Source organism: Bordetella genomosp. 13, from assembly GCF_007679965.1.
Taxonomy (GTDB): domain Bacteria; phylum Pseudomonadota; class Gammaproteobacteria; order Burkholderiales; family Burkholderiaceae_B; genus Bordetella.
Genome location: NZ_VEHL01000002.1, coordinates 17,125 through 43,140 on the forward strand (window position 1 = coordinate 17,125; position 26,016 = coordinate 43,140).

At 68.9% G+C, this 26,016-nt stretch carries 23 protein-coding genes; 15 read left to right on the top strand and 8 right to left on the bottom strand.

Annotated features, from left to right (window positions below):
- Positions 1-5 precede the first annotated feature (5 nt).
- Both argE and FS845_RS05940 read right to left on the bottom strand, forming a co-directional pair.
- Positions 6-1,199 carry an acetylornithine deacetylase gene (gene argE, locus FS845_RS05935; protein WP_260986182.1) on the bottom strand — a complete coding sequence of 398 codons (1,194 nt, stop codon included), beginning with the start codon at positions 1,197-1,199 and terminating at the stop codon, positions 6-8.
- Positions 1,199-1,561, bottom strand: a complete 363-nt coding sequence (locus tag FS845_RS05940) for a RidA family protein (RefSeq protein ID WP_144631381.1) — start codon at positions 1,559-1,561, stop codon at positions 1,199-1,201. The genes argE and FS845_RS05940 overlap by 1 nt, the downstream gene beginning before the upstream one ends.
- Before the next feature lie 203 nt (positions 1,562-1,764).
- Between FS845_RS05940 and FS845_RS05945 the strand changes: the two genes are divergently transcribed.
- Entirely contained in the window at positions 1,765-2,772 is a 1,008-nt protein-coding gene (locus FS845_RS05945) for a helix-turn-helix transcriptional regulator (RefSeq protein WP_144631383.1), read from the top strand.
- A gap of 69 nt (positions 2,773-2,841) precedes the next feature.
- On the opposite strand, the gene FS845_RS05950 is transcribed toward FS845_RS05945, so the two are convergent.
- Positions 2,842-5,022, bottom strand: a complete 2,181-nt coding sequence (locus FS845_RS05950) for a malate synthase G (protein ID WP_144631385.1) — start codon at positions 5,020-5,022, stop codon at positions 2,842-2,844.
- Positions 5,023-5,397: 375 nt separating this feature from the next.
- On the opposite strand from FS845_RS05950, the gene glcC reads away from it, so the two are divergent.
- The gene (gene glcC, locus FS845_RS05955; protein WP_144631387.1) at positions 5,398-6,162 is read left to right on the top strand and encodes a transcriptional regulator GlcC; all 765 of its coding nucleotides are present in this window, start codon (positions 5,398-5,400) and stop codon (positions 6,160-6,162) included.
- Positions 6,163-6,221: 59 nt separating this feature from the next.
- On the opposite strand, the gene ubiA is transcribed toward glcC, so the two are convergent.
- A complete protein-coding gene (gene ubiA / locus FS845_RS05960) occupies positions 6,222-7,139 on the bottom strand; it encodes a 4-hydroxybenzoate octaprenyltransferase (protein ID WP_144631389.1) in 918 nt (305 codons plus the stop codon).
- 75 nt (positions 7,140-7,214) lie between these two features.
- Positions 7,215-8,414 carry a PLP-dependent aminotransferase family protein gene (locus FS845_RS05965; protein ID WP_144631391.1) on the bottom strand — a complete coding sequence of 400 codons (1,200 nt, stop codon included), beginning with the start codon at positions 8,412-8,414 and terminating at the stop codon, positions 7,215-7,217.
- 168 nt (positions 8,415-8,582) lie between these two features.
- Between FS845_RS05965 and FS845_RS05970 the strand changes: the two genes are divergently transcribed.
- The 6 genes from FS845_RS05970 (at position 8,583) to FS845_RS05995 (ending at position 15,270) form a co-directional block, all read left to right on the top strand.
- On the top strand, positions 8,583-9,110 hold the full coding sequence (locus tag FS845_RS05970) for a GAF domain-containing protein (RefSeq protein ID WP_144631393.1): 528 nt from the start codon (positions 8,583-8,585) through the stop codon (positions 9,108-9,110).
- 134 nt (positions 9,111-9,244) lie between these two features.
- Positions 9,245-10,174: a 4-hydroxy-tetrahydrodipicolinate synthase gene (gene dapA / locus FS845_RS05975; RefSeq protein WP_144631396.1), complete on the top strand. Its 930-nt coding sequence runs from the start codon at positions 9,245-9,247 to the stop codon at positions 10,172-10,174.
- Between the two features lie 221 nt (positions 10,175-10,395).
- On the top strand, positions 10,396-11,172 hold the full coding sequence (locus tag FS845_RS05980; protein WP_144631398.1) for a sterol desaturase family protein: 777 nt from the start codon (positions 10,396-10,398) through the stop codon (positions 11,170-11,172).
- Positions 11,111-12,091, top strand: a complete 981-nt coding sequence (locus FS845_RS05985) for a fatty acid desaturase family protein (RefSeq protein ID WP_144631400.1) — start codon at positions 11,111-11,113, stop codon at positions 12,089-12,091. The genes FS845_RS05980 and FS845_RS05985 overlap by 62 nt, the downstream gene beginning before the upstream one ends.
- Entirely contained in the window at positions 12,075-14,240 is a 2,166-nt protein-coding gene (locus FS845_RS26780) for a beta-ketoacyl-ACP synthase III (protein ID WP_260986183.1), read from the top strand. The genes FS845_RS05985 and FS845_RS26780 overlap by 17 nt, the downstream gene beginning before the upstream one ends.
- 73 nt (positions 14,241-14,313) lie before the next feature.
- Complete coding sequence (locus tag FS845_RS05995) at positions 14,314-15,270, top strand: DUF6999 family protein (RefSeq protein WP_260986184.1); 957 nt, start codon at positions 14,314-14,316, stop codon at positions 15,268-15,270.
- Between the two features lie 175 nt (positions 15,271-15,445).
- Here FS845_RS05995 and FS845_RS06000 read toward each other — a convergent pair whose 3' ends face one another.
- On the bottom strand, positions 15,446-16,789 hold the full coding sequence (locus FS845_RS06000) for an APC family permease (protein ID WP_144631402.1): 1,344 nt from the start codon (positions 16,787-16,789) through the stop codon (positions 15,446-15,448).
- 365 nt (positions 16,790-17,154) lie between these two features.
- Between FS845_RS06000 and FS845_RS06005 the strand changes: the two genes are divergently transcribed.
- Complete coding sequence (locus FS845_RS06005) at positions 17,155-18,828, top strand: GMC family oxidoreductase (protein ID WP_144631404.1); 1,674 nt, start codon at positions 17,155-17,157, stop codon at positions 18,826-18,828.
- Positions 18,829-18,876: 48 nt separating this feature from the next.
- On the opposite strand, the gene FS845_RS06010 is transcribed toward FS845_RS06005, so the two are convergent.
- A complete protein-coding gene (locus FS845_RS06010) occupies positions 18,877-19,161 on the bottom strand; it encodes a BrnA antitoxin family protein (RefSeq protein ID WP_260986185.1) in 285 nt (94 codons plus the stop codon).
- On the bottom strand, positions 19,139-19,465 hold the full coding sequence (locus FS845_RS06015) for a transcriptional regulator (protein ID WP_144631406.1): 327 nt from the start codon (positions 19,463-19,465) through the stop codon (positions 19,139-19,141). The genes FS845_RS06010 and FS845_RS06015 overlap by 23 nt, the downstream gene beginning before the upstream one ends.
- Before the next feature lie 150 nt (positions 19,466-19,615).
- On the opposite strand from FS845_RS06015, the gene FS845_RS06020 reads away from it, so the two are divergent.
- The 6 genes from FS845_RS06020 (at position 19,616) to clsB (ending at position 26,015) form a co-directional block, all read left to right on the top strand.
- Complete coding sequence (locus FS845_RS06020) at positions 19,616-20,893, top strand: putative Na+/H+ antiporter (protein ID WP_144631408.1); 1,278 nt, start codon at positions 19,616-19,618, stop codon at positions 20,891-20,893.
- Between the two features lie 186 nt (positions 20,894-21,079).
- Complete coding sequence (locus tag FS845_RS06025) at positions 21,080-21,376, top strand: FmdB family zinc ribbon protein (protein WP_144631410.1); 297 nt, start codon at positions 21,080-21,082, stop codon at positions 21,374-21,376.
- Between the two features lie 17 nt (positions 21,377-21,393).
- Entirely contained in the window at positions 21,394-22,047 is a 654-nt protein-coding gene (locus FS845_RS06030) for a DUF502 domain-containing protein (RefSeq protein WP_144631412.1), read from the top strand.
- Positions 22,048-22,091: 44 nt separating this feature from the next.
- Positions 22,092-23,882, top strand: coding sequence for an aspartate--tRNA ligase (gene aspS / locus FS845_RS06035; protein ID WP_144631414.1), 1,791 nt, complete (start codon positions 22,092-22,094; stop codon positions 23,880-23,882).
- A gap of 64 nt (positions 23,883-23,946) precedes the next feature.
- The gene (locus tag FS845_RS06040; protein ID WP_144631417.1) at positions 23,947-24,807 is read left to right on the top strand and encodes an endonuclease/exonuclease/phosphatase family protein; all 861 of its coding nucleotides are present in this window, start codon (positions 23,947-23,949) and stop codon (positions 24,805-24,807) included.
- Positions 24,804-26,015 (top strand): cardiolipin synthase ClsB, encoded by a 1,212-nt coding sequence (gene clsB, locus FS845_RS06045; RefSeq protein WP_144631420.1) that lies wholly within the window; start codon positions 24,804-24,806, stop codon positions 26,013-26,015. The genes FS845_RS06040 and clsB overlap by 4 nt, the downstream gene beginning before the upstream one ends.
- The last annotated feature ends 1 nt before the right edge of the window (position 26,016 follow it).

The following is a 26,016-nucleotide window of genomic DNA, read 5'->3' on the forward strand; positions in this document are numbered from 1 at the left end:
TGCGGTCAGTGCGGTTGCGCCAGGTTGTCGATGACTTTGTCCAGGAACGCCACGCATTGTGCGATCTGGTCCAGGGCGACGAATTCATTGGGCTTGTGGGCCTGCTGGATGTCGCCGGGGCCGCAGATCACCGACGGGATGCCGGCGCGCTGGAACTGGCCGGCTTCGGTCCCGTAGGCCACCTTGCGCGTGTCGCGGTCGGCGGTCAGCGCGCGCACCAACTGCGTGATGGCGGCCTGCTCTGCGGCGTCCAGCGAGGGCGCGCCCGCGAGGGTTTCCAGCTCGATGGCGGCGTTCTCGTGCTCCGCGCGCATGCGCGGCAGCAGCACGCTGTCGGCGTACTCCTTGATGCGGCCGAAGAAGGCCTGCGGATCCGCGCCCGGCAGGTTGCGGTGCTCGAATTCGAACTGGCACAGCGCGGGAATGGTGTTGACCGCGATGCCGCCCTGGATGGTGCCGACCTGCGCGGTGCTGAAGGGCACGTCGAAGGCCTGGTCGAAGGGGCCGTCGCGGCGCATCTGATCGGCCAGGTCGCGGATGAAGCAGATCAGTTGCGCGGCGTATTCGATGGCATTCAGGCCGCGCGGCGTCAGCGACGAGTGCGCCGCCTGGCCGCGCACGCAGCAGCGCCACACGTTGATGCCCTTGTGGGCCACGATGACGCGCATCGACGTGGGCTCGCCCACGATGCAGCCCTCGGGCTGCACGCCGCGCGCCTTCAGGTCGGCCAGCATGACCGGCGCGCCCAGGCAGCCGAGTTCCTCGTCGTACGACAGCGCGAAGTGCACGGGCTTGGCCAGGCGCGTGGCGGTGATGCGCGGCAGCAGGGACAGCGCGGTGCCGATGAAGCCCTTCATGTCGCAGGTGCCGCGGCCGTACAGCCTGCCGTCGCGGATCCGCGGCGTGAAGGGGTCGTGGTCCCATTGCTGGCCGTCGACCGGCACGGTGTCGGTGTGGCCCGAGAGCACGATGCCGCCCTGCGTGCTGCCGTCGGCGGCGGGCACGGTGGCGTACAGGTTGGCCTTGGCGCCGCTGCCGTCATGGCTGAGGTGGCAGTCGATGCCGGCGCGGCGCAGGTCGTCGCGCACCATTTCGATCAGGCCCAGATTGGAATTGCGGCTGGTGGTGTCGATGGACACCAGGCGCTGGATCCAGTCGATGGCGGCGTCGGTATTCGAGGCGGGTCGAGGGGCGTTCATCATGCGTCCTTGGTCTGTGCCACGGCCTCGATCTCGACCAGCGCGCCGGGCAGCATCAGGTCGGCGCGCACGGTGGAACGCGCGGGCAGCGTCGCGTCACCGAAAAAGGCGCCGTAGGCCTGGTCGAAGGCGCGGAAATCTTCCACTCGCGTCAGCCACACGGTGGTCTTGACGATGTCGGCGCGGGTCAGGCCGACGCTCTGCAAGTGGCGTTCCAGGTGTTCCAGGCAGGTGCGGGTCTGCGCGGCCACGTCCTCGCCGACGATGCGAAAGCCCTCGCCGAAGGCCATCTGGCCCGAGACGAACACCAGGGAGCCCGCGCGGCGGGTCAGCGAGAACTTGGGGAGCGGCAGGTCGGTCATGGCGGGCGGCGGATCTCGAGGAGGAAATCGATCCAGCATAGTCATCCCTCGCCCGGCGCGCTTCTGAGCGGACGGCAGGTTTGTTTGCGCGGTGGGCAGGCAATGCTGCGGGGCCCCCATGATTGCGGGTTTACCCGCAGTGGGCAGCGGCGCGATCCCGGAGCGCTTGACGCTGGCGAAAGCGCGCCGGTAACGTCTTCGCCATGATGCAAGACGCCTACCGCGCCCCCCAGCATCCCGTCCTGGGCGGCGGGCTGCATGCCTATGTGCCGCACTCGTTCGAAGTGACCGACATCGCCGTCACCGGCTCGGCCTGCTTCATCGCGTCGCGGCCGGTGGGCGCGGGCATGCAGGGTTATCGCGACACGCTGGTGTTCGGCACGGGCCTGTCGGCCAGCTGGGCCGAGGTGGCGCGGCCGCGCGACATCGAAGAGCAGTACGACTGCAGCGGGGCGCTGAAGATCCATCTGCGGCTGGCGGGCGAGTCCGCCATCACCGATGGGCGCGAGCCGGTGCACGCCATCGACGCGGGATCGTGCAGCGCGCTGCTGCAGCCGAGCGGCGCGCGCAAGCTCGAGGTGTTCCGCGCCAGCGACCGCGAGCGGTCCGTCACCCTCTCGTGCTCGCGCGACTATCTGCTGCACGAGCTGGGCCTGGATGCCGAGCGCTACGGTGGCGCCCTGGCGCGCTATCTGGCCGGCGAGCCCGATCCGTTCGCCCTGTTCCACGCGAGCCTGTCGCTGGGCATGCGGCAGGCGGCGCAGAGCTTCTTCGAGCCAATCGATGACCGCGTGGAACGCCGGCTGAGGCTGCAGTCCTGCACGCAGGACGTGCTGCGGCATTTCTTCGCGCTGATGCGCGAGGCGGACGAGTCGGCGTGTCCGCCCCGGCCGCGCGATCGCGCCATCGCCGAGCGCGTGGCGCGGCGCCTGGCCGACGCGCTGCGCGAGCCCCCCAGCATGCAGGAACTGGCGGACCAGTCCGGCGTCAGCGTGTCCAAGCTGGCGCGCACCTTCAAGGCGGTGCAGGGCGTGACGCTGTCGGAGTACCTGCTGGCCGCGCGCATGCGCCACGCGATGGCCCTGATTCGCCAGGCCCGCATGCCGGTGACGCAGGTGGCGCTGGAGGTGGGCTATGACCACGCCGGGAATTTTTCCACGGCATTCCGGCGGCACTACGGCATGTCGCCGCGCGACGCGGCACGGGGGTGATAGCCGTGCAATGAACAAAGCGCCCCGTGCCGTGCGGGCACGAGGCGCTTTTTTGGAAGCGCGATTCGATCAGCGCTGCGCGGCCTTGAATGCCAGGCGGTATTGATGCAGCAGCGGCTCGGTGTAGCCGTTGGGCTGCGCCAGGCCCTCGAACACCAGCGCGCACGCGGCGCGGTACGCGAACGAGGCCTCGAAGTCCGGCGCCATCGCGCGATAGTGCGGGTCGTTGGCGTTCTGCTGGTCGACCACGGCGGCCATGCGCTGGAAGGTCTTCTCGACCTGCTCGCGATTGGTGATGCCGTGGCGCAGCCAGTTGGCGATGTGCTGGCTGGAGATGCGCAGCGTGGCGCGGTCTTCCATCAGGCCTACGTTGTTGATGTCGGGCACCTTCGAGCAGCCCACGCCCTGGTCGATCCAGCGCACCACGTAACCCAGGATGCCCTGCGCGTTGTTGTCCAGCTCGCGCTGGATGTCGTCGGCCGTCCAGTCCGACGGATTCCCCACCGGCACGGTCAGCAGGCCCGCCAGCAACTCGTCGCGCACGTCGTCGAGCCTGGTCTTCTCCAGGTCCTGTTGGACGGCCTGCACGTCGACCTGGTGGTAGTGCAGCGCATGCAGCGTGGCGGCGGTGGGCGAGGGCACCCAGGCCGTGTTGGCGCCGGACTTGGGATGGCCGATCTTCTGTTCCAGCATGGCGGCCATCAGGTCGGGCATGGCCCACATGCCCTTGCCGATCTGGGCGCGGCCGCGCAGGCCGCAGTCCAGGCCTACCAGCACGTTGCTGCGTTCGTACGCGGCGATCCAGCTGCTTCCCTTCATGTCGCCCTTGCGCATCATCGGGCCGGCCTCCATCGACGAATGCATCTCGTCGCCGGTGCGGTCCAGGAAGCCGGTGTTGATGAAGGCCACGCGCTCGGCGGCGGCCTGGATGCAGGCCTTCAGGTTGACGCTGGTGCGGCGCTCCTCGTCCATGATGCCCATCTTCAGCGTGTTGCGCGGCAGCTTCAGCAGGTCTTCGACGCGCGAGAACAGTTCGCTGGCGAAGGCCACTTCGGCGGGGCCGTGCATCTTGGGCTTGACGATGTACAACGAGCCCGCGCGCGAGTTGCGGCGCGCCTTGAGGTCGTGCATCGCGGCCAGCGAGGTGACCACCGCGTCGAGGATGCCTTCGGGCAGCTCGCGGCCGTCGCGGTCCAGCACCGCCGGGTTGGTCATCAGGTGGCCCACGTTGCGCACGAACATCAGCGAGCGGCCGTGCAGCGTCAGCGTGCCGCCGTCGGGCTTGCGGTATTCGCGGTCGGCGTTCAGGCGCCGCGTGAAGGTCTTGCCGCCCTTGCTCACTTCCTCGGCCAGATCGCCCTTCATCAGGCCCAGCCAGTTGCGGTAGACCAGCACCTTGTCGTCGGCATCGACGGCGGCGACCGAGTCTTCGCAGTCCATGATGGTGGTCAGCGCGGCTTCCAGCAGCACATCCTTCACGCCAGCGGCGTCGGTGGCCCCGATGGAATGCTGGCGGTCGATCTGGATCTCGAAGTGCAGGCCGTTGTTCTTCAGCAGCAGGGCCTCGGGCGATTGCGCATCGCCCTGGTAGCCGGCGAACTGGGTGGGGGCCTTCAGGCCGGTGGACTGCCCATTCTTCAGGGCCACGGATAGCTTGCCGTCCTGCACGGTATACGACGTGGCGTCGACGTGCGAGCCCTGCGCCAGCGGCGCGGCGCTGTCCAGGAAGGCCCGGGCGCGTGCGATGACGGCCTGGCCGCGCCGGGCGTTGTAGCCCTTGCCGGCCGCCAGCTCGCCTTCCTGCGAGACGGCGTCGGTGCCGTACAGCGCGTCGTACAGGCTGCCCCAGCGGGCGTTGGCGGCGTTCAGCGCATAGCGTGCATTGGACACGGGCACCACCAGCTGCGGGCCGGCCTGATGGGCGATCTCGCTGTCGACGTTCTGCGTGCCGGCCTGCACCGCGCCGGGCTGCGGCTGCACGTAGCCGATGGTCTCCAGGAACTTGCGATAGGCGGCCGGGTCGGCGATGCGGCCCGGGCGGGCGCGATGCCATTCGTCCAGCTTCTGCTGCAGCAGGTCGCGCTGGGCCAGCAGGTCGCGGTTGCGCGGCGCCAGGTCGTGCGCCAGCTGCGCGAATCCCTGCCAGAAGGCGGCGCTGTCCAGGCCGGTGCCGGGCAGGGCTTCGTCTTCGATGAAGCGGTACAGGACGGTCGCCACTTGCAGGCCGTGTTGCGGGGTGCGGTCGGTCATGGATGTCTCGATGGCTTGGGACGGGCGCCGCGGCGGGCGCGAACCGGTCCCGGTGAACGGGAATATGCGTCGCAGTGGAGCCTGGCGCCGCGCGGGGTCGCGCTGCGCGCTCTCGTTATGGCAGCCATGATCGCCTCGGGCGGGGGCCGATGTCCATAGCGCGGAGTGCTGGTCATACCAGTTTATGAGGGCCGGTTGTCGCGGAATTTTCGATTTCGTGCTTTGATTTCAACAGGTTGGCGTATGTGCTGGATGTTTGCATCCGCGCGGCGGGACCGCGGTCATACCAGTGCCCGGCCGTGGAGGCCGAGGTCGGCGGGACGGTGGCGGCCTGGGGCCCGAGACGCGGCCAGGCGTACGCACAAGGAGAAATTCATGGATATGGAAGTGGCCGGCCGGCCCCGCCAGGTGGCGGACGAGGTGGCCGAACGCATCGAGCGGCTGATCGTGGATGGCGTGCTCAAGGCCGGACAGGCGCTGCCGTCGGAGCGCCGCCTGACCGAGAAGCTGTCCGTGTCCCGCACGGCATTGCGCGAGGGGCTGCGGCTGCTGCGCGCGCGCGGCATCATCCATACCGCGCAGGGCAAGGGCTCGTACGTGGCGCAGATCTCGCAGGTGGACGCGGGCCCGCTGGTGCACCTGTTCAACTCGCAGCCGCGCACGCTGTACGACCTGCTGGAAGTGCGCTCGCTGCTGGAAGGCGAGTCGGCGCGCCTGGCCGCCATACGCGGCACGGACGCCGACTTCATCATGATCCGGCGGCGCTACGAAGAGATGGTGGCCGCGCACGGCCAGGACACCGACATCGCCACGCACGCGCACCTGGACCATGCCTTCCATCTGGCGATCTGCGAGGCCTCGCACAACGCGGTGCTGGTCCATACGCTGCAATCGCTGACCGACCTGCTGCTGGGCTCGGTGTTCGCCTGTGTGAACAACCTGTACCACCGCGCGCCGCACAAGCGGCAGATCGACAGCCAGCATGCGCGCCTGTACAAGGCCGTGGTGGGACGCTTGCCGGATCAGGCGCACAAGGCCGCCACCGAGCACGTCGACAGCGTGCGGCAAAGCCTGGCCGAGATCGAGCAGGAAGAGCAGCGCCTGGTGCGCGCGACGCTGCGGCTGGAGGGGTGGGCCTGAGATGCGGCGGCCGGCATTGCATGCCGGCTGCGTTCAGGCAACGGGCCGGCGCGGGCGCGTTACAGCAACGTACCTGCCAGCGCCGCCGCCACCAGGATGACGCCGACCCAGAGATTGGCGCGGAACAGCATGAAGTTGCGGTCCGGGCGCTGCAGGTTGAAGATGGCCAGTTGCCAGCCCAGGTGCGCCGCCAGCGCCAGCATGCCCACGTAGTACCCCCAGCCCAGGCCCATGGCGTAGCCGCCCCAGGTCCACAGCGCCAGCGTGGCCACGTAGAACCCGCCGATCCACAGCTTGCCCTGGTCGGCGAAGCGCATGGCGGTGGAGCGCAGGCCCAGGCTGCGGTCGTCGCGCACGTCCACGTACGCGTAGATGCTGTCGTAGCCGATCTGCCAGAGCACCGCGCCCAGCCACATGGCCACGGCGGCCAGCGGTAGGATGTCCTGCGTGTCGGACCAGGCCATCAGCATGCCCCAGTTGAAACAGATGCCCAGCACGGCCTGCGGCCAGTAGGTGATGCGCTTGCAGAAGGGGTAGATGAACACGAAGGGCAGCACCGCCACCGCGAGCCAGCGGCTCATGCCGTTGATGAAGAACAGCAGCGAGGCGCACACCAGCAGCTGCGCCACCAGGAAGACGATGGCCTGCTTCATGGTGATCTGGCCGCTGGTCAGCGGCCGAAAGCGCGTGCGCTCGACGTGCTTGTCGATGTCGCGGTCCCACATGTCGTTGACGGTGCAGCCGATGCCGCGCATCAGCAGCGCGCCCAGCGAGAACACGATCAGGCGGCCCAGGTCGGGCACGCCGCCGGCCGCCTGGATCAGCGCGGCGATGCAGGGCAGCAGGGTCAGCCACGTGCCGATGGGGCGGTCCATGCGGCACAGGCGGGCATAGGGCCGCCAGGGGCGGGGCAGCCAGCGTTCTACCCAGTCGGTGAAGACGATGTCGTTGAGGTCGGGGGTGGTGGACTGCTGCACGCTCGATCGAATCTGCAAAAGGATGCGCGGCCGCCCGCGCGCAGTGCGCAAGCGGCCGCCAGGGACGCCGCGGCGTCAGGCCTGCTGGCGGATCAGTTGGCCCAGCACGGCGATGCCGGCCCGGATTTTCTCTTCGGGCACCGTGGCGAAGCTCAGGCGCAGTGTATTGCGGCTGGGCGTTCCGGCATAGAAGGGCGCGCCCGGCACGAAGGCCACGTTCCGCGCGATGGCCTGCACCAGCAGCTGCTGGCTGTCGATGTGGGCGGGCAGGGTCACCCACAGGAACATGCCGCCCTCGGGCCGCGTCCAGCTGGCAGAGGCCGGGAATTCGCGCTGGACGGCATCCAGCATGGCGCTGCCCTGGGCCCGGTAGATCTCGCGCACGGCCGGCAGGTGCTGGGCCAGGAAGCCGTCCTTGACGATCTCGTACACGGCCATCTGCGTGAGCGTGGGCGTGTGCAGGTCGGTGGCCTGCTTGGCCTGCACCAGCTTGTCGATGATGACGCGCGGGGCGGCGATGTAGCCCAGCCGCAGGCCGGGCGCCAGCACCTTGGAGAAGCTGCCCAGGCGGATGACCGTGGCGCCGCACTGGCCGCCCAGGGCCAGCAGGCCGGGCTGCGGCTCGCCAGCGTAGCGCAGCTCGCCGTAGGGATCGTCCTCGATCAGGGGCAGGCCCAGGCGCGCGGCCTGCTGCACCAGCGCCTGGCGGCGCGGCAGGTCCAGCGTGCGGCCGGTGGGGTTCTGGAAGTTTGGCAGGGCGTACAGGAAGCGGCCGCCCACGGCCAACTCGGGCGTCAGCGCCTCGGGGATCAGGCCGCCGTCGTCGGTGGGTACCGGGGCGTAGCGCGGCTGGTACAGGCCGAACGATTGCAGAGCCCCCAGGTAGGTGGGGTCTTCGACCAGCACCTTGCTGTCGCGGTCGATCAGTACCTTGCCCAGCAGGTCCAGCGCCTGCTGCGAGCCCGACACGATCAGGATCTGGTCGGGCGTGACGCGCGCGCCCTGGCGGACGAGGTCCTGCGCCACCCACTCGCGCAGCGGCGCGTAGCCCTCGGTCGGGCCGTATTGCAGGGCGGCGCGGCCATTGCCGGACAGCACCCGGTCGAACGCCGCGCGTACCACCTCTACCGGAAAGCCTGCCGGCGAGGGCAGGCCCCCGGCGAACGAAATGACCTCGGGGCGCTCGGTGACCTTGAGGATTTCGCGGATGGCGGAGCTGGTGAGCTGGTTGGCGCGTTCGGAGAACACGCACGCGGGTTCGATAGGCTGGTCCATGGTCGTGCCTGTGGCGGGAAAAAGATCGTGTTGTGCAGAAATTGCGCAATCATTCTCCCATACGGCCCGGCGCGGTCCAGGGGGCGGGCCGGTGCACCGGGTGCGGTTTTGGCCGGTACAGTTGCGCGCCGGCCACGGCCGCGCGCGCAATCCCGCTACAATCGCCCGATGTTCGCTTCCGCAGCCATTTCCGCCGATTCCAAGCCGCAGCTCTATGCCGAGCTGGCGTCGCAGATGCGCGGGCTGCTGGACGGCGAACACGACCTGATCGCCAACGCCGCCAATTTCAGCGCGCTGGTCTGGCAGGCGGTGCCGGACATCAACTGGTCCGGTTTCTACCTGTACGACGGCGCCGAGCTGGTGCTGGGCCCCTTCCAGGGCAAGCCCGCCTGCGTGCGCATCGCGCTGTCGCGCGGCGTCTGCGGCGCCGCCGCCAGCACGCGCCAGACGCAGGTGGTGCCCGACGTCCACGAATTTCCCGGCCACATCGCCTGCGACGCCGCCTCGCGTTCCGAGATCGTGGTGCCGCTGGTGCGCGACGGCGAACTGATCGGCGTGTGGGACGTCGACAGCCCCGTCCCGGGCCGTTTCGACGACGCCGACCGCCAGGGTATGGAAGCCCTGTGCGCCATCTTCATCAATAGCCTGGGCACGGCAGCCGCCGGCCTGAAAGCCAAAAAACAGCAGCTCATCTGACCGGAGCTCGCTGTTCCGTCGGATGGGCGACGGAACGGCGGCGAAGGCGCTGGGGCTGGTCGGGCGCGCGACTCCACTTCATTCACGGGCACATCCGCACGGTACGACAGACGGTCTGTATCGAAGGAGTATTCATGTCCGTGCAATCGCAAATGTCTTTCCAGGGTGTCTGGATTCCGTTGGTCACGCCGTTTCGCGACGGCCTGCCCGATGGCGCCGCCCTGCGCCGCCTGGTGCGGCATTACGTCGGGCAGGGCGTATCGGGGTTCGTGGTGTGCGGCAGCACGGGCGAGGCCGCGGCGCTGGAAGAGGATGAACAGCTGTCCGTGCTGGACGCCACGCTGGAGGCCGCCGGCGGCCTGCCGGTGATCATGGGCCTGGCGGGCGCCAGCCAGCCGCGCCTGCTGCGGCGCCTGGCGGCGCTGCGCGAACGGCCGGTGGCCGCGGTGCTGTCGGCCGCGCCGGCCTACGTACGGCCGGGCCAGGGCGGCGCGATGGCGCATTTCCTGGCGCTGGCCGACGCCGCGCACGTGCCGCTGGTGCTGTACGACATTCCGTACCGCACGGGCACGACGCTGGACACCGGCACGCTGCTGGCGCTGGCCGAGCATCCCAACATCGCCGCCATCAAGGACTGCGGCGGTTCGCTGGACAAGACGCTGGCGCTGATCGCGCATGGCGGCCTGCAGGTGCTGGCGGGCGAGGACATGCAGGCATTCGGCACGGTGGCGCTGGGCGGGGCGGGCCTGATCGCCGCGGCCGCGCACGTGCGCGCCGACCTGTACGTGGCCATGTACCAGGCGCTGCGGGACCAGCGGCTGGATGCGGCGCGGCGCCTCTGCCTGGCGCTGGCGCCGATGATCCGCCTGCTGTATGCCGAACCCAACCCCGCGCCGCTGAAGGCCCTGCTGGCCCGCCAGGGCTGGCTGCGCGACGAATTGCGCGCGCCGATGATGCGGGCGGCGCCGGGCTTGGCGCTGCAGCTGGAGGCGGCGGCGGCCGAGCTGGACCGGCTATATCCGCCCGTCGGCGAGCTGGAACACCTGTATCCGCCTGCCGCGTGACCCGCCGTGCAGGCGGCCGGGCAGGCCGCCTGCACGGTCCGCGCGGGCTTCCTGCGACATCGCGTGTGACATGGAATCATTTGGTAATCATTGTCATGCCCCGGCGAGCCGGCAATTGCTTATCATCCGCCGTTTCCGATGGCGGCGGTCCGCACGCGCAGCCTGCCGTCCGGTTTCCCGGCCGTGCGAGGTTCCTTTTAGTGTCAACAGGCCCTGAAGACATGGCGCAAGCATTCGAAGCCCTGGCAGCATGGCAGGTCATGCTGTACGGCCTGGCATTCTTCGGCGGCATCTACCTGGTCTTCGGGCTGGCGACGTGGCTGCTGACGCACCGCGTGCTACCCGCGCTGGGCCTGGGCGCGCCGCTGGATACGCGGCCGCTGGCGCCGGGACAGCTGCGCCGCGAGTTGGCGCAATCGGGCGTGTCGATCCTGATCTTCGGCCTGGGCATGGTGTTTCCGTGGGGCCTCCTGCAGCTGGGCTGGGCGCGGCTGGCGCCCGACGCCAGCGGCGGGCGCATCGCGCTGGAAATCCTGGCGCTGGTGGCCTGGAACGACGTGCACTTCTGGATCAACCACCGGCTGCTGCACACGCGCTGGCTGCGGCGGTTCCATACGCCGCACCACCGCTCGATCGTGACCACGCCGTTCTCGACCTACAGCTTCCATCCCGTCGAGGCGCTGATGCTGGGCAACGTGATCCTGCTGCCCATGGTGGTGCACGATTTCAGCTTCTGGTCCCTGCTGTCCGTGCCCCTGTTCAGCCTGTTCTTCAATTGCATCGGCCACGCCAACTACGACTTCTTTCCTCGGGTCTCGTACGCGCACTGGTTCGCGGCCAGCCGGCGGCACCATCTGCATCACGCCTGCTATCACGGCAACTACGGTTTCCAGTTCACGTTCATGGACCGGCTGTTCGGCACGCGCCTGGCCGAGGATGCCGCGCAGGCCCGCATGGCGGGCCGTGCGCCGGGAGAGCGCGTTGCGCCGACTGCCTAGCCTGCACAACCGGCGCGACTGGCAAAGCGTGGCCTACCTGGCCGCGCAGCCCGTCCTGGCCGCCTGGCAATGGGTGCATGGGCTGAGCTGGCCGCTGTACGGGCTGATGCTGTTCCTGACGCTGGGCGTGGGCGTGATCCACCACAACCACGCGCACCGGCGCATGTGGCGCGGGCGCTGGGCCAACCGCGCCACCGATTTCTGGCTGACCCTGCTGCAGGGGCATCCGACCTTCGTGTTCCACGCGGCGCACAACGCCAACCATCACCGCCACGCGCACGGCCCGCGCGACGCGGCGCGCACGTACCGGTTCGGCGGCGACACCAACCATCTGCTGGGCTACCTGCTGCATCCGGTGCAGGCGGCGTGGGTGCTGTATCCGCTGTTCTTCGCCAGCCTGCGCCGGCTGCGCGCGCGCAGCCCGGGCGCGTGGCGCTATTGCATGGCGCAGTATGCGGCGTGGCTGGGCCTGTGGGGCGGATTGCTTGCCGTCAGCCCTGGCAAGGCGCTGCTGCTGGTGATCGTGCCGCAGCTGCATGGCCTGCACTGGCTGCTGGCCACCAACTATCTGCAGCACGCGCATGCCGACGGCGGCCCGCAGCGGCGCTGCCGCATGAGCTACGCGCGCAATTTCGAAGGCCTGGTGAATCCGCTGCTGTTCAACATCGGCCTGCACACCGCGCATCACGAACATGGGCGCGTGCACTGGTCGGAACTGCCCGCGCTGCACCGCGCGCAGTATCGCCATCGCGTGCCGCCCGAATTGATCGAACCCGGACTGCTGCAATACATGCTGCGCGTCTATCTCGTCGGACTGGTGGTGCCGCGCTGCCGCACGCGCGCGCAGATGCATCCCGAGTCCTTGCCCATTTCCCTCGACCTGCAGGAGCGAACTTCCGGCCATGCCCATCGCCTTTGAACGCGTCTACCTGGAAAGCGCCGGCTATTTCATGCCCGGCGAGCCCGTGTCCAACGATGAGATGGACGATTACATCGCGCCGCTGAATCGCGCATCGGGCCGCATCAAGGCGCGCATCCTGGCCGAGAATGGCATCCAGAAACGCTACTACGCCATCGACACCGAAGGCGCGACGCGCCACTCGAATGCGCAGATGGCGGCCGGCGCGATCCGCGACTGCCTGGCGCGCACGGGCCGCGGCCTGGACGAGGTGTCGCTGCTTACCACGGGATCGTCGGGCGGCGACCTGCTGATGCCAGGCCTGGCCGGCATGGTGCAGGGCGAGCTGGCCGCGCCGCCCATGGAGACGCTGTCGGCGCACGGCATCTGCGCGGCCGGTGTCGCCGCCATCCAGACCGCGGCGCAGGGGCTGGAGCTGGGCGGGCACACGCGCGCCCTGGCCGTGGCCAGCGAGATGCCGTCGCGGCTGTTCAAGCGTTCGCGCTTCGCGGCGCAGGACTACAACGCGGATTTCGACGCGCACTTCCTGCGCTGGATGCTGTCGGACGGCGCGGGCGCGCTGCTGCTGGGCACCGGCGGCGGGGCGGTGCCGGGGGCGTCGGCCGGGGTGCGGCTGCGCCTGAAGTGGGTGCACCAGCGCTCGTTCTCGGGCGATTACCCGGTGTGCATGCAACTGGGGCAGTCCCTGGACAAGCGCTCGCACCTGGACTATTCGTCGTGGAGCGAGGCCGAGGCGCAGGGCGCGTTGCTGCTGCGCCAGGACATCCGCCTGCTGCCGCACCTGTTCGACATCGGCATCCACGAGTACGCCAAGCTGGTGCACGAGGGGTGGGTGGAGCCGGCGCGCATCGACCATTTCCTGTGCCATTACTCGTCGGCGAAGTTCATCCCCGTGGTGGAAGACCTGCTGGACAAGGCCGGGCTGGCCATTCCGCCCGAGCGCTGGTTCAGCAACCTGGCGTGGCGCGGCAACACGGGGGCGGCCTCCATCCTGATCATGCTGGCCGAGTTCCTGGAGACGCGCACGTTGCGGCCGGGCGAACAGGTGCTGTGCTACATCCCCGAGTCGGGACGCTTCACCGCGGCGTACATGCTGTTCGAGGCCGAGGACGCCTCCGCGCCGCTGGTGGCCCCGCGCACGGCCGCGGTGGCGGCGGCGTCCGCCGAGGCGTCGGCAGTGATCGAATCGGCGGCGGCCGCGGCAGCGGACATCGCGGGAGTGGGTGAGGCCGGCGTGGATACGTCCGGCGTGGACACGTCCGGCGTGCGCAAGGCTTCCGCCGGCGAGGCCGCCGTGTCCGCGCAGGCGGCGAATGGGAGCGCCGGACACGCGGCCGCCCGGAACGCGACGGTCGTCGCGCCCGTCGCCGACCCGGGCGTGCCGTCCGCCAACCAGCCGGTCATCGCGCCCGCGACGGGCGCCGCGGCCGGGCCCGAGGCCGACGCCATCGCGCCGCCGCACGACCCCGATGCCGCGCCCGACGCGCTGGCGCCCTTGCTGGCCGAGCTTGCCTCGATCTGGCACGACTACCGTTCGCGCGTGTGGCGCACGCCCATGGTGCGCAGCTTGCGCGAAGGGCGCTTCGGCACCGACGATTATCTGAACTGGATGTCGCAGTGGGTGCCGCAGGTGCGCGAAGGCAGCAAGTGGATGCGCGAAGGCGCGGCCTCGCTCTCCGGGCGCTATGCCGCCCTGGCCGCGCTGATCGGTACGCATGCAGGCGAAGAGCAGAACGACTTCAAGATCCTGTTCCAGGACTACCGCAACGCGGGCGGCCGGGTCGAGGACATCGACCAGCTGCGCCGCAATCCCGGCGGCGAAGCGCTGAACGCCTATCTGCACGGTCTGGCGGCCCGCACGGATCCCATCGGCCTGCTGGGCGCCATCTACATCATCGAGGGCACGGGCCAGCGCATCGTGCCGGCGCTGCTGCCGCTGTTGAAGGCCGCGCTGCCGCTGCCGGCCAATGCCTTCAAGTTCCTGGAATACCACGGCCACAACGACGAGCACCACCTGGCGCGCTGGCTGGCCGCGGTGGAGATGGTGCTGCTGGTCGAAGAGCCGGGCGCGGCGCGCCGCATCGTGGATACCGCACGCCGCACGGCCATGCTGTACCTGATGCAGTTCGAGCACATCACGGAGCAGTGAACATGAATCCGTCGACACGCCGCGACACCGCGCAAACGTCCACGCGCCTGCGCGGGCCCGCCGGAGCAGCACGATGAGCCCCACGCCCGATTTCCTGAACCGGCCGCACGACCCGGCCGATCCGGATCCGTGGCTGGCGCTGTACCTGGACCGCAGCACACCCTTGCCCGACGAGGTGAAGACGGCGTGGCTGGTGGACTCCAGCAGCGCGTCGCGCCAGTATCTGCTGCCGTTTCTGCGGCCGCTGGCGCGCGCCTTCATCATCCTGATCCAGATCGTCAAGACCTTCATGCCGCGGCGCTGGTCGCGCTCGAAGCTGCTGCATCGCATCCTGGCGTGGGGGCTGGAGCACTTCGTGTCGCCGCAGGCCAACTGGCTGATCCTGCGCCACTTCCACCTGGGCGCGCAGGTGCTGGCGTTCATCGCGCGCAATTCGCCGGTGCCCATCACGACCACGCCGCTGGAACCGCGCGCCATCGCCGACCTGGCCGACGAGATGTTCGTCAAGCACGACCTGAACCTGTTCAACTTCGTGATCCGCCTGAACCAGGCGCTGCGCGACGCGGGCACCGATCTGCACGCGCCCGAGCGTGTGGATTTCTCGATGCTGCACGATCCCGGCCTGCGCTTGGAAGACATGCCGAACCGGCGCCGCAACTTCCTGGACCTGCAGAGCGCCATCGAGCTGTTCACGCCGATGTACCAGCTGCTGCTGACGGACAACGACTTCTGGCGCGCGGCCAATTCGCTGCAGCTGGACGAGACGATAGGCGTGTACGCCGCGCGGCTGATGGGCGCCCCGGAACACCTGATCCTGGTCAACAACAAGCACCCGCTGGTGCCGATGTCGACGCTGCGTGCCGGCCATCGCCTGGTGCTGCATGGCCTGTCGACCGAGATGCTGTACTGCCTGCTGCGCCGCGCGCAGGCGGAGCAGGCAGAGCGGGATGCGCAGGGCGAGACCGCGGCCCCGGCCGAGGCCCCGCTTGCATCGCCGATCACCGGGGCCGGCATGGGCGGCCAGGGCTGAATGCTCTGCATGCCATCGATGACATGCCGCGCAGCCGGGCAGCCCCGCGACACGCGCGCCGGCATGGGCCGGTCGCGCCTTGCCAGCCAGGCGCGAGCCGGATGCGCTGGTCGGTGCCCTGACCGGTGCCCCTGACCGATGCGCGACCAGCAGCGGCTCACGCGTCGATGGACGCCTATCCCCGCCGCAGGAAATACAGCGCCGGCACGCCCAGCGCCAGCACCGCCAGGCCCAGCAGGGACCCGATTCCCGCATACACCGCGCTGGACCACACCAGGCCCGCGCAGGTCAGCGCCAGCAGGATCGGCGTCAGGGGATACAGCGGCACCTTGAAGGGCCGCGGCTGGTGCGGCTCGCGCTGGCGCAGCCTGATCAGCGCCAAGGCCACCAGCATCATGAACAGCCAGAACACCGGCGCGGTGTAGGCCACCAGGGCTTCGACCGAGTTCTCGGCATAGTGGCCGACCCCCACCAGCAGCAATGTCAGCACGCCCTGCACCAGCAGGCCGTTGGCGGGCGACTGGCCGCGTTCGCTCCAGCCCGACAGCTTGCGCAGGCCCGGCAGGTCGCGCCCCAGCGCGTGGTACACGCGTCCGCCGGTCAGGATGGTGCCGTTGATCGTCGTCAGGGCGCCCCAGCACACCGTCATCGCCAGCAGCGTGGCCGCATACGGCCCGGCTACCAACTGCATGACTTCGCTGCCCACGGCCTGGCTGCGCTGCAGGCCTCCCAGGCCGAAGATCTGCAGCAGCGCAAGATTGACCAGCAGGTAGGCGCCCACCACGATCGCCGTGCCGATCAGCATCACGCGCACCACGTCCCGCGCAGGATTGCGCAGTTCGCCGCACAGGTAGGCCGCCTCGTTCCAGCCGCCGTAGGTCAGCAGCACGAACACCATGCCCATGCCCAGCGCGCCGGCCAGGCTGCCCTCGATGGGCATGGGCGGCGGCGGGGGCGGCATCTCGGCGCCCAGCGACATCAGGCCGGCCACCACGATGGCGGCCAGCGAAGCGACCTCCAGCCCCGTCAGCAACAGCTGTAGCCGCTTGGAAGGGGAAGTGCCGATCATGTTCAGCAGCGTCAGCGCGACGATGGAGATGACCGCGTGGAAGGTGATGCCGTTGGGGCCCAGCGGCAGCAGTCGCTGCGCGTATTCGCCGTAGATGAAGGCCACGGTGGCGATGGCGCCGGTCTGGATCACCGTGCCGCGCGCCCAGCCGAACAGCAGGGCCACGCGCGGGCTCCAGGCCCGGCTGAGATAGTGGTATTCGCCGCCCGAGTCGGGATAGGCCGAGCCCAGTTCGGCATAGCACAGGGCGCCGATCAGCATCACCGCGCCGCCGGCCAGCCACATGGCGATGTACATCGGCACCGAACCGGCGTTCTGTGCCACCAGCGGCGGAAAGCCGAAGATGCCGATGCCCATCACCACCCCGACCAGCACCCCCACGCCGTCCGTGACCGACAAGCCGTGGGCGCGGTCTGCCGTGGTGGCCGTCGTCGTCGCGGTGGCCGTCATGCGGGGCTCCCCGCGGAATGCTTCGAGGGGAAGGGGAGGGCAGGCACGGCAGCCGGCCAGGCCGACGTTGGGCGAACAGACATCCGACTTTCTCCGGGAGAGCGCCCCGGGGCCCAGGTGTTGAACGGACCGGCAGGCGCGTTTCTGACAACAGACTGAAAACCCACAGACCGAGCATACCGGGGAAAGGTTCAAAAAAGCGCGGACTGCATGATGTCCGCCGCAGTCCGCGCGGCGACGAAACTTGCCTGATTCTCCGCGCGTGGACCACGGCTTGCGGTCCCGCATCATGGGGAGCAAGATACGGCCGGATAACACGACAGTCCGCGCCGGCCGCTTGCCGGACGCACGAGGAGACGACACGCATGACCGCAGACAAGGCGCCGTCCGCGTCAGAGACGACGAACGCAGCCCGGCCCGCCACGGCCCGGCCGCATGCGGCCCGTTACGACTACATCATCGTTGGCGCGGGTACATCCGGCTGCCTGTTGGCCAACCGCCTGTCGGCCGATCCGGCCGTGCGGGTGCTGCTGCTGGAGGCGGGCGGGCGCGACAACTGGCACTGGATCCACATTCCGGTGGGCTATCTGTACTGCATCGGCAACCCGCGCACCGACTGGTGCTATCGCACCCAGGCCGATCCCGGCATCGCTGGGCGCAGCCTGGGCTATCCGCGCGGACGGGTGCTTGGGGGCAGCTCCTCCATCAACGGCATGATCTACATGCGCGGCCAGCGCGCCGACTACGACGGCTGGGCGGCCATGGGCAATCCGGGCTGGGGCTGGGACGACGTGCTGCCGCTGTTCAAGGCCAGCGAAGACCACCATGGCGGCGCCAGCGAGTTCCACGGCGCGGGCGGGCAGTGGCGCGTCGAGCGCCAGCGGCTGACCTGGCCGCTGCTGGACGCATTCCGCGACGCAGCCGCCCAGGCGGGCGTGCCGTCCGTCGACGACTTCAACCGCGGCGACAACGAGGGCTGCGATTACTTCGAGGTGAACCAGAAGCGCGGCGTGCGCTGGAATGCCGCGAAGGCGTTCCTTCGGCCCATCGCCGGCCGGCCCAACCTGACGGTGGAGACGGGCGCGCAGGTGTCGCGCGTGCTGTTCGAGGGACGCCGCGCGGTGGGCGTGCGGGTTCGCCAGGGCGACGGCCCCGAGCGGGACGTACGCGCGAACCGCGAAGTGGTGCTAGCATCCGGCGCCATCGGCTCGGCGCAACTGCTGCAGGTCTCGGGCGTGGGACCCGGCGCCTTGCTGCAGGCGCATGGCGTGCCCGTCGTGCATGACCTGCCGGGCGTGGGCGGCAACCTGCAGGACCACCTGCAATTGCGTCTGGTGTACCGCGTGCGCCGCGCGCGCACGCTGAACATGATGGCGGCGACCTGGTGGGGCAAGGCCGCCATGGGCCTGCACTATGCCTTCGCGCGCGGCGGGCCGCTGAGCATGGCGCCGTCGCAGCTGGGCGCGTTCGCGCGCACCAGTCCCGACCATGCGCGCGCCAATGTGCAGTACCACGTGCAGCCGCTGTCACTGGACAAGTTCGGCGATCCGCTGCACGCCTTCCCTGCGTTCACCGCCTCGGTGTGCAACCTGCGGCCCACCAGCCGCGGGCACGTGCGCATCGCCTCGCCGGATCCGCGCGACCCGCCCGAGATCCTGTGCAATTACCTGTCGACCGACGCCGACCGCAAGGTGGCCGCCGACAGCATCCGCCTGACCCGCCGCATCGTCGCCCAGCCCGCGCTGGCGCGCTTCGATCCCGAGGAGTATCGCCCCGGTCCGCAACTGCAGACCGACGCGGACCTGGCGCAGGCCGCCAGCGAGATCGGCACGACCATCTTCCATCCGGTGGGCACGTGCAGGATGGGCAGCGACGCGCAGGCCGTGGTGGACGCGCAATTGCGCGTGCACGGCGTGCAGGGGCTGCGGGTGATCGACGCGTCGATCATGCCGACCATCACGTCGGGCAACACGAATTCGCCGACATTGATGATCGCGGAGAAGGGGGCGCGGTTGTTGCGGGAGGCCGGCTGGGTGTAGCCGCCGCAATCGAACCCAGGCGAGAGCCGTGGACGGGCGTTGGGCGGATCATCCCGGCTGATGTGTACGGAGCCAGTCCTTCAGTGCCTCGTTCATACGAGTCTGCCAGCCTTTTCCGGTGGCCTTGAATGCTCGCAGGACTTCCTCATCGAATCGGATCGTCGTAGCCGCCTTGCGTACTTCCGCCGTGCTGCCGACGGGGCGGCCACGACGGCGTGCCTCGATCTGTTCGGGCGTATGCACACGCGCGAACTGCCTGGTCACGGCCTGATCCAAGCTTTGCAACAGCGCGGCTTCGACGTCGGTCATGTCAGGGTCGGTGTTCTTGGGCATCGAGCTTCTCCTTCATTTTGGCCAAGGAGGCGGCGGAGATATTGTCCAGCCTGGATTTGGCATACACGAGCAACGGGACCAGTTCGCCGTTGGCCAGCCGCAGGTAGTAAATGATCCGGGCGCCACCGCGCTTCCCGGTTCCTGCCCGCGTCCAGCGAACTTTACGGCAGCCGCCCGAGCCGGGAATGACATCACCTGCTTCCGGGTTGACCGAGATCCAATCCACAAAGGCTTCGCGTTCGCTGTCGGTCCATACCTTTTCCGCCCAAGCAGCAAATACATGGGTTTCGATCACAGTCATCATAGTTTATTTGTACTAACAAATAAATTGCAAGCACGCCTGGTCTTTGCTCGGCTTCGAGTGCTTTTTCCACTGCCCAGGCCGACGTGACTGCTATATTCCCGGCGAGTTCGCGCGCGGGCGCGGCACCCTTTAATAAATAAGACCTCCGGCATGCCCCAACCCCTGGAAATCGTCGCGACGCTGCTGTTCGCCATCGCGGTCCTGCACACTTTCTCCGTGTCCTTCTTCGCGCGCATGGCGCACCGCAACGGGCCGCACGCCGGCGTCTGGCACATGCTCTCCGAGGTCGAGGCCGTGTTCGGCATGTGGGCCTTCGTACTGGTGGCCTGCATGGCGCTGCTGGGCGGCACGCGCAGCGCCGTCGAATACATGGACACCCGCAATTTCACCGAGCCGCTGTTCGTGTTCGCCATCATGGTGGTGGCGGCCAGCCGGCCGGTCCTGGAAGGGGTCAGCCTGCTGCTGCGCGTGGTGGCGCGGCTCTTGCCGGTGCGCCGCGAGCTGGCCACGTTCTTCGTGGTGATGGCGCTGGTGCCGCTGGGCGGCTCGTTCATCACCGAACCCGCCGCGATGACGTTGGCCGCGCTGCTGCTGCGCGACGGCTATTTCCGCGCGCCCGGCCGCGCGGGCTTCAAGTACCTGACCCTGGGCGTGCTGTTCGTCAACGTGTCCATCGGCGGCGTGTTGACGGCCTACGCCGCGCCGCCGGTGCTGATGGTGGCCGGCACCTTCGGCTGGGACACGGCGTTCATGGCCCAGCATTTCGGCTGGCGGGCCGCCGCAGCCGTGGTGATCAATGCGCTGGCGCTTACCATCGTGTGCCGGTCGGCGCTGCTGGAAGGGGCGATCGGTACCGGCAAGGGCGTGGACGCGGACGACGCCGACACGTCGCGGGCGCCCGTGCCGCCCTGGGTCATGCTGGTGCACCTGCTCTTTCTGGCGGGCATCGTGCTCACGGCCCATCATCCGGCCGTATTCCTGGGCCTCCTGATGCTGTTCATCGGCTTCGCCGAGGCCTACAAGCGCCACCAGAACCGCCTGCTCATCAAGGAAGGCCTGATGGTCGGCTTCTTCCTGGCCGGCCTGGTGGTGCTGGGCGGCCTGCAGAAGTGGTGGCTGCAGGACCTGCTGGGTGGCCTGTCGCCGGTGGTGCTGTTCTGGGGCGCCACGGCGCTGACCGCCATCACCGACAACGCCGCGCTCACCTACCTGGGATCGCTGGTCGAAGGCACCAGCGAGGCCTGGCGCTACATGCTGGTGGCCGGCGCGGTCACGGGCGGGGGCCTGACGGTGATCGCCAATGCGCCCAATCCGGCCGGCTTCGCCATCCTGAAGAACCATTTCCCGGATGGCAGCATCTCGCCGGGGCGGCTGTTTCTCTGCGCATCGGCCCCCACGCTGGTGGCGGCCGCGATGTTCCTGCTGTAGGCGCTTTGTAACCGCGACAGGGACATCGCCGTGTCTGCCGGCACGCGCGTAAACGCCCTGTCCGAATCTTCGGGCTAAAATTCCAGACTTGCCGTGTTTTTTCCGGCTGACCGTCCGTGCGTCCGCGCCCGCCCCGCCTGCTGGGTGGGCGGCCCTTGGCGCCGTGTTCCTGCAAGTGTCCGTCCAATGCCCATCTACGCCTATAAATGCACCGCGTGCGGCCATGCCGAAGACGTGCTGCAGAAGATTTCCGATGCCCCGCTGACCGTCTGCCCGTCGTGCGGCCAGGCGGCCTATGCCAAGCAGGTCACCGCCGCCGGCTTCCAGCTCAAGGGCTCTGGCTGGTACGTCACCGACTTCCGCGGCAACGGCTCGCAACCGTCGGTCGCCAAACCCGCGTCCGATGGCGCAGGCGCCGCCCCGGCCGCCGCGCCCGCGACCCCCGCCGCCACGCCGACGCCGTCCTCGTCGTCCTCGACCTGATGGCCGGGCGCCGCGGCATGTTCAAGAAGTACTTCATCACCGGCTTGCTGGTGTGGGTGCCCCTGGCCATCACCATCTGGGTGCTGAGCCTGCTGGTCACCACGCTGGAAGGCTTCGTGCCGGGCTTCCTTACCTCGCAGTCGCTGTTCGGGGTGAACATTCCCGGCTTCGGCTTCGTGCTGGTCATCCTGGTCGTTCTGGCCACGGGTGTGCTGGCCGCCAACCTGCTGGGACGCAGCCTGCTCGAGCAATGGGAGCGCCTGCTGGGCCGCATCCCGCTGGTGCGTTCCATCTACAACTCGGTCAAGCAGGTCAGCGACACCGTGCTGGCCCCCAACGGCCGCGCGTTCCGCCAGGCCGTGCTCATCCAGTACCCGCGCGCCGGCTCGTGGACCATCGCGTTCCTCACCGGCTCGCCCAGCGGCGAAGTGGCGTCGTACCTGCCAGGCGAACACCTGAGCGTGTACATCCCCACCACGCCGAACCCCACCTCGGGCTTCTTCCTGATGATGCCGCGCGACCAGGTGGTCGAGCTGCAGATGTCGGTCGACGCGGCCCTGAAGTACATCGTGTCGATGGGCGTCGTGGCGCCGCCGCCGCAGTCCGGCGTGCCGCCCGAGTCCGTCCCTCCGGTTCCCGCAGCGCCTGCCGCGCCGCGCGCCGAACCCTGATCCACTGCTACGCTGAACAAGTTCATACACGGAGTCATCCCGCAATGCGTACCTGCTACACCGGCCAGGTTTGTCGTGACCATCTCGGCCAGACCGTCACCCTGAACGGTTGGGTGAACCGCCGCCGCGACCACGGCGGGGTCATCTTCATCGACATGCGCGACCGCGCCGGCCTGGCCCAGATCGTGTTCGATCCGGACAACGCCGAGGCCTTCGCCACCGCCGAGCGCCTGCGCAACGAGTTCTGCATCCGCATCACCGGCCTGGTGCGCGAGCGTCCGGCCGGCACGGCCAACGCCGACCTCGCCTCGGGCGAGATCGAAGTGCTGTGCAAGGAAGTCGAGATCCTGAACGCGTCGGTCACCCCGCCGTTCCAGCTGGACGACGACAACCTTTCCGAAACCACCCGCCTGACGCACCGCGTGCTGGACCTGCGCCGCCCGCAGATGCAGCGCAACCTGATGCTGCGCTATCGCGTGTCGATCGAGGTGCGCAAGTTCCTGGACGAGTTGGGCTTCGTCGACATCGAAACGCCGATGCTGACCAAGAGCACGCCCGAGGGCGCGCGCGACTACCTGGTGCCCTCGCGCGTCAATGCCGGCCACTTCTTCGCGCTGCCGCAGTCGCCGCAGCTGTTCAAGCAGATGCTGATGGTGTCGGGCTTCGACCGCTACTACCAGATCACCAAGTGCTTCCGCGACGAAGACCTGCGCGCCGACCGCCAGCCCGAATTCACGCAGATCGACTGCGAGACCTCTTTCCTGAACGAATTCGAAATCCGCGAGATCTTCGAAGGCATGATCCGCCACGTCTTCAAGGTCGTGCAGGGCGTCGAGCTGCCCGCTCCGTTCCCGCAGATGACCTGGACCGAAGCCATGCAGCGCTATGGTTCGGACAAGCCCGACATGCGCGTCAACCTGGAATTCACCGACGTCACCGACGTGATGGGCGACGTGGAATTCAAGGTGTTCGCCTCGGCCGCCACCACCGCCGGCAGCCGCGTCGTGGCGCTGCGCGTGCCGGGCGGCGCCGCCATGCCCCGCAGCGAGATCGACGCCTACACGCAGTTCGTGGGCATCTACGGCGCCAAGGGCCTGGCCTACATCAAGGTCAACGAAACGGCCAAGGGCCGCGAAGGCCTGCAGTCGCCCATCGTCAAGAACATCCATGACGCTGCTCTGAAGGAATTGCTTGATCGGACCGGTGCACGGGACGGCGACATCCTGTTCTTCGGCGCCGACCGCGAGAAGGTCGTCAACGACGCCATCGGCGCGCTGCGCGTGAAGATCGGCCACAGCGAGTTCGGCAAGAAGACCGGCCTGTTCACCGCGGGCTGGAAGCCCCTGTGGGTCATCGACTTCCCGATGTTCGAATACGACGAGGAAGAAGGCCGTTACACCGCCGCCCATCACCCGTTCACCAGCCCCAAGGACGGCCACGAGGACTTCCTGCAGACCGATCCGGGCCAGGCCTACGCCAAGGCCTACGACATGGTGTTGAACGGCTGGGAGATCGGCGGCGGCTCGGTCCGTATCCACCGCGAGGAAGTGCAGAGCAAGGTGTTCCGCGCGCTGAAGATCGGCGCCGAGGAAGCCCGCGAGAAGTTCGGCTTCCTGCTGGACGCACTGCAGTACGGCGCGCCTCCGCATGGCGGCATCGCCTTCGGCCTGGACCGCATCATCACCATGATGGCCGGCGCCGAGTCGATCCGCGACGTGATCGCCTTCCCCAAGACGCAGCGCGCACAGGACCTGCTGACGCAGGCCCCGTCCGCCGTCGACGAGAAGCAACTGCGCGAGCTGCACATCCGCCTGCGCAACGTCGAAGCGAAGTAAGCCGCGCGGCGGCCGCCCTGCCGGGTGGCCGCCGCCCCGGGTTTCAGAAGGGCGCCGTACTTTCATGTCTCTGTTGCGCGTCGTCAGCTACAACATCCACAAGGGCCGTTCGGCCCTGGGTGGCCGTGAATCGTTGAACGAGCTGCGCCTGGGCCTGTACGGCCTGCGGCCCGACCTGGTCTTCCTGCAGGAGGTCCAGGGCCGCAACGAGACCGCCACCGTCATCGACCAGCAGCACCAGTCGCTGGCGGCGGCGCTGCACATGCAGGTGGCCTACGGCCGCAATGCCATCCGCAACCGCAGCGATCACGGCAACGCGCTGCTGTCGCGCTATCCCATTCTCGATTTCGAGAACCAGGACATCTCCGACCATCGCCTGGAGCAGCGCGGGCTGCTGCACGCGCGCATCGACGTGGGCGGCACCACGGTGCACTGCTTCGTGGTGCACCTGGGCCTGTTCGCGGCCAGCCGCTCGCGCCAGGTGCAGGCGCTGACCGACCGCATCGCGGCGCAGGTGCGCGCGCACGAGCCCGTGGTCATCGCGGGCGACTTCAACGACTGGGGCGACAAGCTGGCGCCGCTGTTCGTGCAGCAGCTGGGCCTGTACGAGGTGTTCTCCAACGCGCCGCGCTCGCAGGGCGGCGAGTTGCCCAAGCTGCGCGATTCGGTGCGGCGCCTGGGCCAGACGCTGCGCGGGGCGCGGCAGCATCCGGGAATGCTCGAGCGCATCAACCAGCTGGGCATGGGCGGCGCCTACTGTCCAGTGCCGCCGCCGCGCACCTTCCCGGCGGTGTTCCCGTGGTTCCGACTGGACCGAATCTACCAGCGCGGCTTCGCCGTGCGCAGCGCACGCGTGCTGCACGGGCGCCAGTGGTCGCGGCTGTCCGACCACGCCCCCTTGCTGGCCGAGCTGGAACTGCCTTGAAGAACACCAACATCGGCCTGACCTGGGTCGACGGCAACAGCGTCAGGCTGTTGCAGAACGGCGCCGATTTCTTTCCCGCGCTGTGCGGGGCCATCGACCGCGCGCAGTCCAGCGTGCACCTGGAAACCTACATCTTCATCCCGGACCGCACCGGCCGCCGCGTGCTGGAAAGCCTGGAGGCCGCGGTGCGGCGCGGCGTGAAGGTGCGGGTGGTGCTGGACGGCTTCGGCAGCAACGACACGGCGCACGAGGTGCAGGCGCGCATCGTGGCGGCCGGCGGGCAATGCCGCATCTTCCGCCCGGAGCCGCGCTGGCTGGGCAAGCTGGCGTTCTCGCGCGCGCGGCTGAGGCGCCTGCACCGCAAGACGGCCGTGATCGACGGCGAATGCGCCTTCGTGGGCGGCATCAATGTCGTCGACGATTTCGACGACCTGGAGCCCAGCGACGAACTGGGGGCGCCGCGCTTCGACTTCGCGGTGGAGGTGTGCGGGCCGCTGGTGGCCGACATCGTCTACGCGCAGGACCTGATGTGGGTGCGCCTGAACTGGGCGCGCCTGCGCCGCCATCCACGCGAGTGGCGCGACATGCGGCTGGTCAAGCCGGTGCGGGGCGACGCGGCGCCCGCGGGCACGCATCGCGCGGCGCTGGTGCTGCGCGACAACGTGCGTTTTCGCCAGACCTTCGAACGCGCCTATCTGTACGGCATCCGCCATGCGCGCGACCAGATCCTGATCGCCAACGCCTACTTCTTTCCGGGGCGCCTGTTCCGCCGCGCCCTGCTGCAGGCGGCCGCGCGCGGCGTGCGGGTGCGCATGCTGCTGCAAGGCAAGCCCGAGTACCGCATGCAGTACTACGCCACGCGTGCGTTGTACGAGCAGTTGCTGGCCGGCGGCATCGAGATCTACGAGTACATGCCGGGCTATCTGCACGCCAAGGTGGCGGTCATCGACCAGATCGCCAGCGTGGGCTCGTCCAACCTGGATCCGTTCAGCCTGCTGCTGGCCCGAGAGGCCAACGTAGTGGTGGACGATCCCCCGTTCGCGCTCGAGCTGCAGCAGCGGCTGGAGCATGCCATCGAGACCGGCGGCCGCCGCGTCGTGCCGCAGGAATACCTGAAGCGCGGCTGGGTGCGGCGCGTGGTGGACGCGGCCTCGTACCTGATGCTGCGCCTGGGCGTGGCGCTGACGGGCAAGTCGGGGCAGTACTAGG